At 29.3% G+C, this 13,246-nt stretch carries 16 protein-coding genes and 1 riboswitch; all 16 genes read left to right on the top strand.

Annotated elements, in window-relative coordinates:
* The first annotated feature begins 356 nt into the window (after positions 1 to 356).
* The 16 genes from HMPREF3134_RS10755 to gcvT all read left to right on the top strand — a co-directional run bounded on the left by HMPREF3134_RS10755 (position 357) and on the right by gcvT (position 13,241).
* Positions 357 to 956 (top strand): superoxide dismutase, encoded by a 600-nt coding sequence (locus tag HMPREF3134_RS10755; RefSeq protein ID WP_070442794.1) that lies wholly within the window; start codon positions 357 to 359, stop codon positions 954 to 956.
* A gap of 127 nt (positions 957 to 1,083) precedes the next feature.
* Positions 1,084 to 3,129 carry a peptidoglycan D,D-transpeptidase FtsI family protein gene (locus HMPREF3134_RS10760; protein ID WP_070442797.1) on the top strand — a complete coding sequence of 682 codons (2,046 nt, stop codon included), beginning with the start codon at positions 1,084 to 1,086 and terminating at the stop codon, positions 3,127 to 3,129.
* A gap of 117 nt (positions 3,130 to 3,246) precedes the next feature.
* Positions 3,247 to 3,396 carry a 50S ribosomal protein L33 gene (gene rpmG, locus HMPREF3134_RS10765; protein ID WP_011275661.1) on the top strand — a complete coding sequence of 50 codons (150 nt, stop codon included), beginning with the start codon at positions 3,247 to 3,249 and terminating at the stop codon, positions 3,394 to 3,396.
* A 236-nt stretch (positions 3,397 to 3,632) separates the two neighbouring features.
* Entirely contained in the window at positions 3,633 to 4,169 is a 537-nt protein-coding gene (locus tag HMPREF3134_RS10770; RefSeq protein WP_070442800.1) for a 5-formyltetrahydrofolate cyclo-ligase, read from the top strand.
* Between the two features lie 15 nt (positions 4,170 to 4,184).
* Entirely contained in the window at positions 4,185 to 5,642 is a 1,458-nt protein-coding gene (locus HMPREF3134_RS10775) for a rhomboid family protein (RefSeq protein ID WP_070442803.1), read from the top strand.
* A complete protein-coding gene (locus tag HMPREF3134_RS10780; protein WP_037550632.1) occupies positions 5,626 to 5,829 on the top strand; it encodes a YqgQ family protein in 204 nt (67 codons plus the stop codon). The genes HMPREF3134_RS10775 and HMPREF3134_RS10780 overlap by 17 nt, the downstream gene beginning before the upstream one ends.
* On the top strand, positions 5,826 to 6,812 hold the full coding sequence (locus HMPREF3134_RS10785; RefSeq protein WP_011275665.1) for an ROK family glucokinase: 987 nt from the start codon (positions 5,826 to 5,828) through the stop codon (positions 6,810 to 6,812). Before HMPREF3134_RS10780 ends, HMPREF3134_RS10785 begins: the two co-directional genes overlap by 4 nt.
* Complete coding sequence (locus HMPREF3134_RS10790; RefSeq protein ID WP_011275666.1) at positions 6,812 to 7,135, top strand: MTH1187 family thiamine-binding protein; 324 nt, start codon at positions 6,812 to 6,814, stop codon at positions 7,133 to 7,135. Before HMPREF3134_RS10785 ends, HMPREF3134_RS10790 begins: the two co-directional genes overlap by 1 nt.
* A 1-nt stretch (position 7,136) precedes the next feature.
* Positions 7,137 to 7,763, top strand: a complete 627-nt coding sequence (locus HMPREF3134_RS10795; protein ID WP_070442806.1) for an MBL fold metallo-hydrolase — start codon at positions 7,137 to 7,139, stop codon at positions 7,761 to 7,763.
* A gap of 52 nt (positions 7,764 to 7,815) precedes the next feature.
* Positions 7,816 to 8,790 carry a competence type IV pilus ATPase ComGA gene (gene comGA / locus HMPREF3134_RS10800; RefSeq protein WP_070442811.1) on the top strand — a complete coding sequence of 325 codons (975 nt, stop codon included), beginning with the start codon at positions 7,816 to 7,818 and terminating at the stop codon, positions 8,788 to 8,790.
* The gene (gene comGB / locus HMPREF3134_RS10805; protein WP_070442814.1) at positions 8,762 to 9,826 is read left to right on the top strand and encodes a competence type IV pilus assembly protein ComGB; all 1,065 of its coding nucleotides are present in this window, start codon (positions 8,762 to 8,764) and stop codon (positions 9,824 to 9,826) included. Before comGA ends, comGB begins: the two co-directional genes overlap by 29 nt.
* Before the next feature lie 13 nt (positions 9,827 to 9,839).
* Positions 9,840 to 10,160 carry a competence type IV pilus major pilin ComGC gene (comGC, locus tag HMPREF3134_RS10810; RefSeq protein WP_011275670.1) on the top strand — a complete coding sequence of 107 codons (321 nt, stop codon included), beginning with the start codon at positions 9,840 to 9,842 and terminating at the stop codon, positions 10,158 to 10,160.
* Entirely contained in the window at positions 10,138 to 10,593 is a 456-nt protein-coding gene (gene comGD, locus HMPREF3134_RS10815; RefSeq protein ID WP_083279131.1) for a competence type IV pilus minor pilin ComGD, read from the top strand. Before comGC ends, comGD begins: the two co-directional genes overlap by 23 nt.
* A 437-nt stretch (positions 10,594 to 11,030) precedes the next feature.
* Positions 11,031 to 11,282, top strand: coding sequence for a hypothetical protein (locus HMPREF3134_RS12575; RefSeq protein WP_240556425.1), 252 nt, complete (start codon positions 11,031 to 11,033; stop codon positions 11,280 to 11,282).
* A gap of 159 nt (positions 11,283 to 11,441) precedes the next feature.
* Positions 11,442 to 11,960, top strand: a complete 519-nt coding sequence (locus HMPREF3134_RS10830) for a shikimate kinase (RefSeq protein ID WP_070442826.1) — start codon at positions 11,442 to 11,444, stop codon at positions 11,958 to 11,960.
* Positions 11,957 to 12,073: riboswitch (glycine riboswitch) on the top strand. It overlaps the preceding gene by 4 nt.
* A 76-nt stretch (positions 12,074 to 12,149) precedes the next feature.
* Positions 12,150 to 13,241 carry a glycine cleavage system aminomethyltransferase GcvT gene (gcvT, locus tag HMPREF3134_RS10835; RefSeq protein WP_070442828.1) on the top strand — a complete coding sequence of 364 codons (1,092 nt, stop codon included), beginning with the start codon at positions 12,150 to 12,152 and terminating at the stop codon, positions 13,239 to 13,241.
* The last annotated feature ends 5 nt before the right edge of the window (positions 13,242 to 13,246 follow it).

A 13,246-nucleotide genomic window follows, 5' to 3' on the forward strand; every position in this document is an offset into this window, starting at 1 on the left:
TTGGACTCATCAGTCCGATTTGACGTAGAGCCGTTTTTTTTGAGTCAGTCGACTGAAAATTCCATTAAAGAATTAATAGATTAACAAAATAGAAAACAAATCATATTTTAATTCAATTTAACAATCTTAAAATAAAATGTAATTAAAAAATTTTGATATACATAGGTCAAAAGTAGGAATTATTTAAAAATAACCAATTATAGTTTGTAATTATGTTTAAAAGTTATCATTTTGAGTTATATTATAAAAGTAAGTTAATAATAAGCGTATTAATATTAGTTGCAAGCAAATATTTTGTTGCTTAGTTAATAACTTGTTATTATAAATGTAACGAATTTTTAGGAGGATGATTAATTATGGCTTTTGAATTACCAAATTTACCATATGCAGCAGATGCATTAGAACCACACATTGACAAACAAACTATGGAAATCCATCATGACAAACATCACAACACTTATGTTACCAAATTAAATTCTGCAGTTGAGGGAACAGATCTTGAATCTAAATCAATTGAAGAAATTGTTGCTAACTTAGATAGTGTACCTGAAAATATTCAAACAGCTGTTCGTAATAATGGTGGCGGACACTTAAATCACTCATTATTCTGGGAATTATTAACTCCTAATTCTGAAGAAAAAGGTACTGTTGTTGATAAAATCAAAGAACAATGGAGCTCTTTAGATGAATTCAAAAAAGAATTCGCTGACAAAGCAGCAGCTCGTTTCGGTTCAGGTTGGGCATGGTTAGTTGTTAACAATGGTCAATTAGAAATTGTTACTACACCTAACCAAGATAACCCATTAACTGAAGGTAAAACACCTATCTTAGGTTTAGATGTTTGGGAACACGCTTATTACCTTAAATATCAAAACAAACGTCCAGATTATATTAGTGCTTTCTGGAATGTTGTTAACTGGGAAAAAGTTGACGAATTATACAATGCAACAAAATAATTCTATATTACCTAATTAATTTGTGGCCTCTATAAGAGGCCACTTTTTTTATTAAAATGATGGTAATATGTTTAATTTTCATATATCATTTATGAGTAAACATGTTTAATAATTGAGGTAGGTTATCTTGCTTAAAAGGTTAAAGGAAAAGTCTAATGATGAAAAAATAAAGCACACAATGAATAAACGAATAAGTTTTGTGTTTGGTGCTATTGTAGTTATATTTGGAATTATAGTTTTAAGGTTAGGATATTTACAAATTGCGCAAGGCTCCCATTATAGCCAACTAGTAAAAAACGATGAAAACATAACTGTAAATGAATCTGTTCCTAGGGGAAGAATTCTTGATAGGAATGGAAAAGTATTAGTAGATAATGCTTCTAAACTAACGATTACATACACAAGATCTAGGAAAACAAGTCAAAAAGATATGCTCGATACTGCAAAAAAATTGTCATCTCTTATTACTATGAAAACTGACAAAATTACTGAAAGAGATAAACAAGATTTTTGGATTCAAAAACATCAAGATGAAGTAGACAAATTAATGAAAAAAGAAACTTCAATGTTAAATGAAGGTAGTATTACCCAAGATCAATATGATAAACAATTATATAAAAAAGTTGGAGACAAACAAATTAATAGTTTATCAAAAAAAGACTTGCAAGTTTTAGCAATTTATCGTGAAATGTCTGCTGGTTCTACCATGAACCCGCAAACAATTAAGAATGAGGATGTAAGTGAAAAAGAATATGCTGCAGTGTCACAGCAACTTGATAGTCTTCCAGGTGTAAATACAACTATGGATTGGGACCGACGCTATCCTTATGGAGATACATTAAGAAGTATATTTGGTAGTGTATCTACATCAAGTGAAGGTATTCCTAAAGAATTGACCGAACAATATTTAGCTAAAGGTTATTCTCGAAATGATAGAGTTGGTAAATCTTATTTAGAATATCAATATGAAGATATATTACGTGGTAAGAAAAAAGAAATGAAATATACTACTGATAAATCTGGAAAAGTCATAAACTCTGAAGTAATCAATCCTGGATCTAGAGGCGATGATTTACAGTTAACAATTGATATAGACTTGCAGAAAAAAGTAGAATCTTTATTAGAAAGTCAAATCAAGACGTTACGCAGTCAAGGTGCTAAAGATATGGATAACGCGCTTATTGTAGTGCAAAATCCTAAAAATGGCGATATTTTAGCTATGGCAGGAAAACAAATCGATAAAAATGGTAAGCTAACAGATTATGATTTAGGAAACTTTACTGGTCAATTTGCAGTTGGTTCTTCAGTAAAAGGTGGAACCCTATTAGCTGGATATCAAAATAATGCGATTAAAGTTGGCGAGGAAATGATAGATGAGCCACTTCATTTTAAAGGTGGATTAACAAAACGCTCATACTTTAATAAAAATGATAAAGTCAGAATTAATGATAAAGAAGCATTAATGCACTCTTCAAACGTATATATGTTTAAAACTGCTCTTAAATTAGCCGGAGATCCTTACTATAGTGGAATGGGCTTACCTACAGATATAAGTGAAGCTGGCCAGAAATTAAGAAAAGGACTTAATCAAGTCGGATTGGGAGTTAAAACAGGTATTGACTTGCCAAATGAAACAATAGGTCAAATTGAACCATTAACAAACAATTCAGGCAATTACCTTGATTTATCAATTGGTCAATATGACACATATAGTCCAATTCAATTATCACAGTACGTTTCTACAATAGCTAATGATGGTTATAGAATTCAACCGCACATTGGATTAGCAATTCATGATGCTACAAATAGTGATGACATAGGACCTGTTAAACAAAAAATCAAAGGTAATGTATTAAACAAAGTAAATAATTCTGAAGATGAAATTAATGAAGTTCAAAAAGGGTTTGAGATGGCATTCAATAAGCAAGATGGAACAGGTTATTCAAGTTTCCACAAAACTAAAGTACCATCTGCAGGAAAAACAGGTACTGCTGAAGTATTCCAAGATGGTGAATCTAGAGTTAATTCAACATATATAGGTTATGCACCTATCAAAAATCCTAAACTATCATTCTCGATTGTATATACAAATCAACCTGTCCCACCACCATGGTTAAATGGTGGAGACCTAGGAAGAGATGTAATTAATTATTACTTTGACGATAAAAAATAACTATTTTACTTTTAATTAATTGAAATTTTTTAGAGCATCAAAAATAATACTTTTCAATTTTTAAACTAAGTGGTATGATTATAAAGTCGTATTTAGAAAAGGTAAGGAGGATTTAACATGCGCGTAAATGTAACATTAGCTTGTACAGAATGTGGAGATAGAAACTACATTTCTACTAAAAACAAAAGAACTAATCCTGAACGTGTTGAAATGAAAAAATATTGTTCACGTGATAATAAACACACTTTACACCGTGAAACTAAATAATAACTCATCTAAAGAGTTTGTTTCAAAAATATTATTATAAGACTACATTGCTAATTTGCAGTAGCCGACTTGAGCCGAAAAACGCTAAAGTTGCATTTTTCGGCTCAAGTCATCCTTACAGGGGCAAGACTATGAATCCATAATGGATTCTGTCTAGCTCCTTTTTTATTTCATATAAATGACATCATCTTTTAATAACGTTATAATATATATAGTGTCTAGAGAGTGGGGATGTTATGAGTAAAAAAGAGATTAGAAAAGAAATATTATCTCAAATGATACAATTAGAAAAAGAACACAAACTTCGTGCAGACGCATGGTTGAAGAATCAATTAATCAATAATACTGAATATAAAAACGCGAAAAGAATAGGTATTGTTTTATCTATGCCTCATGAAGTAGATACTTATCCCATCATCGAAACGATGTTATCTGATGATAAAAAAGTCTTTGTTCCTAATACAAACTACAAATTAAAAGAAATGAATTTTAAACAGCTACTATCTTTAAACCAACTTGAAAAGGATGAAAAAGGCTTATTATATGTTAATGATGACACTGAAATTACTGATCAATTAGATTTAATTGTTGTTCCTGGAGTTGCTTTTAGAGATGATGGTTATCGAATAGGTTATGGTGGAGGATATTATGATCGCTTCTTAAGTGATTCAAATGCCAATACTATTAGTTTAATTTATGACCTACAATTAACACAGTTTGATATCGAATCCCATGATCAACCTGTTGAAAAATTAATAATTTTCAATACTTAAATTTTGGAGGAATTAATGGATACAGAAAAATACTTCTGGAAGTCTGTCTATTATTTTATAAAATATTACAATTATTACATTGTAAATATTGATAAAAATGATACTGAAATTTGGCTAATACATAAAAAGAAAAACAAGCTAGTGATATTTAGGAAAGATATCGCTTCTAACCAAGAAATTCAGTTTGATAAAGCTAAAATGTTGGATAATTATCAACAATATGAGGATGACCTCAATTTTAAATTAAAAAGCGTTAAATATTATTATTTCACAGATCAAATATTTGATAATATCAAATCCGCTGACTCTAGCCCCATTAAAATAGAAAGCATGAGTATTTCAAATAACAATGATTTACATAAATTGATGCATAATAATATATTAACTAAATTAATGTTTAGACAAGATAACAAACTATCAAATTACTATAAGCGACGTGTATTGTCACAAAACCCAATTGATAAACATATTTTGCGTTTTACACCTATGACATATGGGTTAATCATAATTAACGTTTTGATATGGCTAATAATGATTCTTTATCTTAATCATTTTTCCGATGTTAAATTGTTAGATTTAGGTGGATTAGTGCACTTTAACGTCGTTCATGGCGAATGGTATCGTCTTATAACATCCATGTTTCTACACTTTAATTTTGAGCACATTTTAATGAATATGCTATCATTATTTATTTTCGGTAAGATAGTCGAATCTATAGTCGGCCCACTAAGAATGTTAGGGATTTATGTAATTTCTGGTTTACTCGGAAATTTTATTTCACTATCATTTAATCTTCATACTGTATCTGTAGGTGCTAGCGGAGCTATTTTCGGGCTAATAGGCTCAATTTTTGCAATGATGTTTGTAAGTAAGACCTATTCTAGAAAAACAATTGGTCAAATGTTAATCGCATTATTAGTGCTAATTGTTTTATCATTATTTATGTCTAATATTAATATTATGGCTCATCTAGGAGGATTTATTGGTGGTGTTTTAATTACTTTAATTGGTTATTATTTCACACACAATCGTAATTTATTTTGGATTTTCTTAATTATATTGCTTGTTTTGTTTGTTGCATTACAGGTAAGAATTTTTACTATTAAAGAAGAAAATATTTATGATAAATTAATTGAGGATGCTATATTAGACTATAATTATAAAGAGGCAAGTTCAATTGTAAACCATACAATTGACAAAGGTTATGATGACGATCGAACCTATTATTTAAAGGGGCTTATAACAGCAGCTACAAGTTCTAGAGCAGAGGGCATGGCGGATTGGGAACGCGGTTTAAAAAACCATCCAAATTCTGGTCTTTTGAACTATGAACTTGCAATTGCTAATAGAGCACTTGATGATAATGAAAAAGCACTCAAATATGTAAAAAAAGCTTTAACTATTAATTCTGAAAATAATGATTATAAAAATTTAAAAAAAGAGTTGGATCAATCAAATGAATCGAGAAATTAAAAATTTCTATGATGTATTACAGCTTTTAAAGCGTTATGGATTTATTATTTATTTTAAAAATCCAAACGATATGTATGAAATGATGCTACAAGAAATAAAATCATTATATCATTACGAACTATTATCTAAAGATGAATACCTAAAATGTATTTTAATAATTAACCAAAGAAGGAATGAGCATAAATGAAAGATATTATTTTAGCAGCAGATATAGGTGGGACAACTTGTAAACTTGGAATATTCAATGGCGAACTCGAACAACTACACAAATGGTCTATTAAAACAGATACGTCTGACCACACGGGCAAAACATTATTAAAGAATATCTATGATTCATTTAACGAAACACTCTCAACTCACCAATTAAAAATTGATGATGTCATTGGTGTTGGAATTGGTGTACCAGGGCCTGTTGATTTTGAAACTGGCATTGTTAATGGGGCAGTTAATTTGCATTGGCCAGGTAGTGTAAATGTTCGACAAATATTTAGTGAATTTATTAACTGTCCTGTTTATGTTGATAATGATGCTAATGTAGCGGCATTAGGAGAAAAACATAAAGGTGCAGGTCAAGGTGCTGACGATGTAGTTGCTATAACATTAGGTACCGGTTTAGGCGGAGGTATTATCTCTAATGGTGAACTTGTCCATGGTCATAATGGATCAGGTGCAGAAATAGGTCACATCAGAACTGATTTTGATCAACGCTTTAATTGTAATTGTGGTAAATCAGGTTGTATAGAAACTGTTGCTTCTGCTACTGGTGTCGTTAATTTGGTTAATTTTTATTATCCAAAATTAACGTTTAAATCATCAATATTACCGTTAATAAAAGACAATAAAGTTACAGCTAAAGCCGTATTTGATGCCGCTAAAGCAGGTGATCAATTCTGTATCTTTATTACTGAAAAAGTGGCAAACCACATCGCTTATTTATGTAGTATTATTAGCGCAACAAGCAACCCCAAATACATCGTTTTAGGTGGAGGTATGTCAACAGCTGGTTTGATTTTAATCGAAAATATTAAAACTGAGTACCACAACTTAACATTCACTCCCGCTCAAAAAGATACTGAAATTGTTCAAGCTCAACTAGGTAATGATGCAGGAATAACTGGTGCAGCAGGGCTAATTAAAACATATATATTAGAAAAGGGTGGTGTTAAATAATGGCTATTGTTGATGTAGTTATTATTCCAGTTGGAACTGAAGGACCAAGTGTTAGTAAATATATTGCAGAGATACAAATGAAATTAGAAAGTTTTAAACAAGAAGGAAAAATTGATTATCAATTAACCCCAATGAATACTCTAATCGAAGGGGATTTAAAAGACTTATTCGAAGTAGTACAAGCAATCCATGAATTGCCGTTTAATAAAGGTATTGATAGAGTTTGTACAAACTTACGTATAGATGATAGACGCGATAAATCTCGTAAAATGAATGATAAACTAAAATCAGTTCAAAAACATATCGATAATCAAGGAGAATAATATGAAAATCTCAAGCTTAACTTTAGGATTGGTAGATACTAATGCATATTTTATTGAAAATGAAGAAAGTGTTATATTAATCGATCCTGCTGGTGAACCAGATAAGATTTTTAAAAAATTAAATCAAATTAACAAACCATTAAAAGCAATTTTATTAACACATGCGCACTTCGATCATATTGGTGCATTAGACGATGTCGTTAATAAATATGAAGTACCTTTATACATGAATAAAGAAGAGTTTAGTTTTCTAAAGGATCCTGATAAAAATGGTTCTGCTAAGTTTAAGCAATATGGTATGCCTTTAATTACTAGTAACGTCAAACCAAACCAATTAGATGAAGGTGAGTCCAATATTGAAGGATTTAAATTCAATGTACTGCATACTCCTGGTCATTCTCCTGGAAGTTTGACGTATGTATTTGAGGATTTCGCAGTAGTCGGTGACACGTTATTTAACAATGGTATAGGTCGTACTGACTTATATCGCGGTGATTATGAAACACTGGTTGATTCTATTAAAGATAAATTATTTGAATTAGAAGGCGATTTACCATTATTCCCTGGCCATGGTCCATATACAACAGTCGATGACGAGCAATTAAATCCATTTTTAGATGGCCAATAAAATAAAGTAATTTCTTCACCTCTTACGTTTATATATGTAGGAGGTGTTTTTTTTGAAACTATTATTCAGAGAGATAGTTAATAAAGCTATTTCAAAAAATGCGAGCGACATACATTTTATCCCTTCAGTTGATGAAGTTCATATTAAATTTAGAATTAATGATTATCTTGAACTTTATGAAATATTCAACTTAGATGTATATCAAAAATTATTAGTATTTATGAAATTCAAATCAGGTTTGGATGTTTCATCTCAACAATCCGCTCAAAGTGGTCGTTATACTTATCAATCTAAATCTACTTTTTATTTACGGATTTCAACATTACCTTTGTCTTTAGGTGTAGAAAGTTGTGTAATTAGGATAATTCCTCAATATTTTCAAGCAAAAAAAGAATATAAAGAATTTAACGATTTTAAACACTTAGTAAATAAAAAACAGGGATTAATTCTATTAACTGGACCCACTGGATCCGGAAAAAGTACTCTGATGTATCAAATGGTTCTACATGCATATAAAGAATTAAATCTTAATGTTATCACTATCGAAAACCCAGTTGAGCAATTACTAAAAGGCATTACCCAAATATCAATAAATAAAAAGGCAGGTATAGACTACATAAGTTCATTTAAAGCTATATTAAGATGTGATCCTGATATTATTTTAATAGGTGAAATAAGAGACGCAGAAGTTGCTAAATGTGTTATTCAAGCTAGTTTGAGTGGACACCTTGTATTATCAACCATGCATTCTACTAATTGTAGAGGTGCATTACTTCGATTACTTGAGATGGGAATTTCAATTCAAGAATTAACTCAATCTATCAATATCATTTCTAATCAAAGATTAATAATGACTACTCAGAATGAGCGTCGCTTAATTTGTGAAACAATAGATAAAAAGCAGATACAATATTTCTTCGAGCATGAACAAACAATGCCACATAATTTTAATAATTTAGAACAGCAATTAAATTTATTATCTAAAGAAGGAACAATTTGTGAAGATACTGCAAGTAAATATTTTTAAATTGTCATCTAAGAATTTAACGAGTGCACAAATGATTCACTTACTTGAAACACTGTCAAACTTATTAAGAAGTGGCTTCACACTTTTAGAGAGTTTTGAGTTCATCAACCTATATTTCAAATACAGAGATAAAGAATTAAAAAATAAAATCATAGCATCTATTAAATCAGGTGAAACATGTTATGAAGTATTAAATTGCATAGGTTATCCAAATTCAATTACAACTCAAATCTATTTTTCACAAAAATATGGAAATTTAGAAGACGCTTTAGAGGAGTCCATCAAATATTTAAAGACAAATTTATCTGCAAAACAGCAAGTAATTAAAGCTGTTCAATATCCACTCTTATTATGCTGTATTTTTATGTGTATGATAGTAGTATTAAACTATACTGTCATTCCGCAATTTGAACAACTATACATTTCTTTGGATGTAAATTTATCATTTTATCAGAAATTTCTAACCTCAATGATTACTTCTTTTCCTACTTTTATTATCTTTTTCATTACTATTTTAATTTTAATTTTTGTAATTTTAACCATAGTATTATTACGAATAGAAACTTCTAAAAAAATAATTATTTTATCATCAATACCTTTGTTTAATAGCTATTATAAAATTTTTAAAACTTATCAAATATCTAATGATTTAAGTCTATTTTATAAAAATGGCGTAAGTTTACAGGACATTGTTACAACATATATTAAACAAAATGATAATGAATATTTAAGGTTTCTAGGGGAGTTTTTAATGGATAAAACTAATAGTGGTGAAACTTTAGCAAATAGTTTAGCTATGATGCCGTGTTTTCAAAAAGACTTAATTAAATTTATAAAGCAGGGAGAAAAAAGTGCTAAATTAGATATAGAACTTAAAATTTACTCAAGTATTTTAATTAATAGATTTAAAGAAAAATCACTTCTTCATACAAAAATCATTCAACCAATTATTTTTCTGTTTCTAGGCTTGTTCATTGTTAGTTTGTATTTAGTAATTATGTTACCAATGTTTCAGTTAATGCAAAATATTAAATGATAAGGAGTTTAATATGAAAAATCACTTTGAAAATTTAAAAAAGTTAAAAGCTTTTACTCTAATAGAAATGTTATTAGTATTACTAATTATCAGCGTATTACTAATATTAATTATTCCAAACATTGCAAAACAAACAGCACATATCCAGTCCACAGGTTGTGAAGCTCAAGTCAAAATGATAAATAGTCAAATAGAAGCATATACTTTAAAACATAATCGTACACCTTCTAATATAAATGATCTTATCAATGATGGCCTTATAAAAGAAGGACAAAAACAATGCAGATCGGGAGAAACTATTACAATATCTAATGGTGAGGCTATTGCGAACTAGTCAATTTACTGCGTTTACTCTTCTTGAAACATTGCTTACCTTATTAATTTTAATAATTATTATTATGATTTCCCCAAGCATTTATACTAAAACTAAATTAGATTTAAACGAAAATGAATTAAAAGTAAAAAATATCATCACCCAATTAGAGTATATCAAATCAAAAGCAATTGCTGAGAACCAATCAATTACAATTGTATTTAGCAAACAAGCAACAGCAATGAATATTATTGAACAAAATGGAAATAAATACAAATTAGGATTATTTGGCACTAAAATTATTTCAGTTGCAAAAGTACACACCATAACATTCAATAATGAAGGTAAAATTAATCATTTTGGTTCAATCATTTTGAAAGCTAAAGAGAATATTTACAGAGTGATTTTTAACATTGATAAAGGAAGGATAAGATTTGTTAAATTATCAAATTAGGGGAAGTTTATTAATTGATAGTTTATTAGGTTTTTTGATTCTAACTTTTATTACTTTAATATTCTTACCTCTATTACAACAATTAAATTTCAATTTACGTAATCAATACGAAATTTTAGATATGAAAAGTGCTATTATCACAAGCCAAAAACATTATAGTATTAAAGAATTAAAGAAGGGGATTACTATAGGAAAATATGAAATTAAAATTTATAAAAATACGATATGCAATAATAATAGTTTATCTAAGAATAAGGTCTGTGTTCAGTTTAGTAACTAAAGGATTTACTTTTATAGAAATGCTAATATCCTTATTAATTACTATAATCATTTTAACTATAATACCCCATCTATTTCGTTTGACTGATACTTACTTAAGTTCGGCCTATGAATTTGACCAATTAGAATATTCATTTTTTCAATTGGACCTTAATAAAATGACCAATTCTAAAGCAATTTCTTTAAAATTAATTGATGAACATTCAATTTTACTTAAACAACAGAATCAAAATAGTTTCATTAAATATCAAAATCAAAAAATTATTTTTGTAAGTAATAACAGAGGGAATATTACACTACTAAATAATGTTTTAAATGCGAAGTTCATTTCTAATCATAAAGGAATTATAGAAGTGTTTTTAAGAATTGGAAGTAGGGAGAATTTCTATGACAAAACACTTTATTTATAACTATAAAGGTTTCATAAGCATCTATACTATGCTCATATTTATCATATATTTATCAATCATCTCTTTTTATACAACTCAATATAGTTTAAAATTGAAGACAATTCATAACATTAGTAGTTATTATGATTTGAAGATAAATCAACTATTTTAAAAAGGGTGATGCTATTGAATAAAAAAAAATCACCAATAATTCTTATCGGCTTTATGGGCACAGGTAAAAGTACTATTGGAGAATACTTATCATTAGAAAATCGATTAAGTTTCATAGATTTAGATGCATATATAGAAATAAAAGAAAATAAAACAATACCAGATATCTTTGAGGAAGTTGGAGAAATCGGTTTTAGGAAAATTGAATATAACTACTTAATTGAATGTACAAAAAAATACGATGTTATTGCAACAGGTGGTGGTGTTATCGAATATAATGAATCACTAAATCATTTGAGACAGTATAAATACATTTTTTGGCTAGATTGTGACATAGATGTTATCTTCAAGAGAGTAATAAACGATAATCATAGACCAAATGCAATTGATAAATCCAAAAAACAGTTAAATAACTTGTATTTATCAAGGATTTCAAGATATAATGAAATCGCATTCATGAAAGTGAATAGTGATAAAACAATCAGAGAAATTTATAATGAGATTATAAATTATCTTACTTGCGGTTGATCAGTATTAGAGAGAATAAAAATTATTATACTTAAATTTAAGTATAAAAATTTTTATCGCCGAAGGTGCAAGTTAACTACTAAACTCTCAGGCAAAAGGATAATACTGCTACGCATTCCTGGATTAAGTGTATAAACAGGGTAGCTATTTGCTACTCTGTTTTTTATAAAAATTATAGGGGGTTTTCTAATGACAAGCGAATTAAAAAAAACACCATTGTATCAAAATTATGTTGACAGTGGTGCAAAAATAGTAGAATTCGGTGGATGGGCAATGCCTGTTCAATTTACAAGTATCAAAGAAGAACATAATGCAGTTAGATATGAAGTAGGTATGTTCGATGTAAGCCATATGGGAGAAATCTCTATAAAAGGCAATGATGCAAGTAAATTTGTCCAATACTTACTTTCAAACGATACTAACAACCTTACTGATACTAAAGCTCAATATACTGCTTTATGTAACGAAGAAGGCGGTATTATTGATGACTTAGTAACATACAAAATCGGCGACAATGATTATCTATTAATTGTTAACGCTGCAAATACAGATAAAGATTTTGCTTGGGTACAAAAGCATGCACCTAAATTTGATGTTGAAGTATCAAATGTATCTGATCAATTCGGTCAGTTAGCTGTTCAAGGTCCTAAAGCAAGAGATTTGGTAAGCGGGTTAGTTGATATAAATGTAAGTGAAATGAAACCATTTGATTTCCAACAAAACGTTACTCTATTTGGAAAAAATGTTATCTTATCTCAATCTGGTTATACAGGTGAAGACGGATTTGAAATCTATTGTGAAGCAAAAGACACAGTAGACATTTGGAACGGCTTCATTGAATATAATGTAGTTCCATGCGGTCTCGGTGCACGTGATACATTAAGATTAGAAGCTGGCCTTCCATTACATGGTCAAGATTTAACAGAATCTATCACACCATATGAAGGCGGAATTGCTTTTGCTGCTAAACCACTGATTGAAGAAGACTTCATCGGTAAATCAGTGTTAAAAGACCAAAAAGAAAATGGTTCAGAACGTAGAACTGTTGGCTTAGAGTTACTTGATAAAGGTATTGCAAGAACTGGTTATCCTGTTTTAGACCTTGATGGTAACGAAATTGGGGAAGTTACTTCAGGAACACAAGCACCATCTTCAGGTAAATCAATCGCTATGGCAATTATTAAGCGAGATGAATTTGAAATGGGACGAGAATTATTAGTTCAAGTACGTAAAAGACAGCTTAAAGCTAAAATTGTTAAGAAAAACCAAATTGAAAAATAATTAAG

Source organism: Staphylococcus sp. HMSC14D10 (assembly GCF_001808125.1).
GTDB classification, from domain to species: Bacteria; Bacillota; Bacilli; order Staphylococcales; family Staphylococcaceae; genus Staphylococcus; species Staphylococcus haemolyticus.

What these genes read in the sequence shown, in the direction of transcription:
- HMPREF3134_RS10780 (WP_037550632.1), top strand. Translation starts at nt 5,626, where the DNA reads ATGAATCGAGAAATTAAAAATTTCTATGATGTATTACAGCTTTTAAAG.
- HMPREF3134_RS10795 (WP_070442806.1), top strand. Translation starts at nt 7,137, where the DNA reads ATGAAAATCTCAAGCTTAACTTTAGGATTGGTAGATACTAATGCATAT.
- comGD (WP_083279131.1), top strand. Translation starts at nt 10,138, where the DNA reads ATGGTGAGGCTATTGCGAACTAGTCAATTTACTGCGTTTACTCTTCTT.
- gcvT (WP_070442828.1), top strand. Translation starts at nt 12,150, where the DNA reads ATGACAAGCGAATTAAAAAAAACACCATTGTATCAAAATTATGTTGAC.
- HMPREF3134_RS10770 (WP_070442800.1), top strand. Translation starts at nt 3,633, where the DNA reads ATGAGTAAAAAAGAGATTAGAAAAGAAATATTATCTCAAATGATACAA.
- HMPREF3134_RS12575 (WP_240556425.1), top strand. Translation starts at nt 11,031, where the DNA reads ATGACCAATTCTAAAGCAATTTCTTTAAAATTAATTGATGAACATTCA.
- HMPREF3134_RS10790 (WP_011275666.1), top strand. Translation starts at nt 6,812, where the DNA reads ATGGCTATTGTTGATGTAGTTATTATTCCAGTTGGAACTGAAGGACCA.
- comGC (WP_011275670.1), top strand. Translation starts at nt 9,840, where the DNA reads ATGAAAAATCACTTTGAAAATTTAAAAAAGTTAAAAGCTTTTACTCTA.
- HMPREF3134_RS10755 (WP_070442794.1), top strand. Translation starts at nt 357, where the DNA reads ATGGCTTTTGAATTACCAAATTTACCATATGCAGCAGATGCATTAGAA.
- HMPREF3134_RS10775 (WP_070442803.1), top strand. Translation starts at nt 4,185, where the DNA reads ATGGATACAGAAAAATACTTCTGGAAGTCTGTCTATTATTTTATAAAA.
- HMPREF3134_RS10785 (WP_011275665.1), top strand. Translation starts at nt 5,826, where the DNA reads ATGAAAGATATTATTTTAGCAGCAGATATAGGTGGGACAACTTGTAAA.
- rpmG (WP_011275661.1), top strand. Translation starts at nt 3,247, where the DNA reads ATGCGCGTAAATGTAACATTAGCTTGTACAGAATGTGGAGATAGAAAC.
- HMPREF3134_RS10830 (WP_070442826.1), top strand. Translation starts at nt 11,442, where the DNA reads ATGCTATTGAATAAAAAAAAATCACCAATAATTCTTATCGGCTTTATG.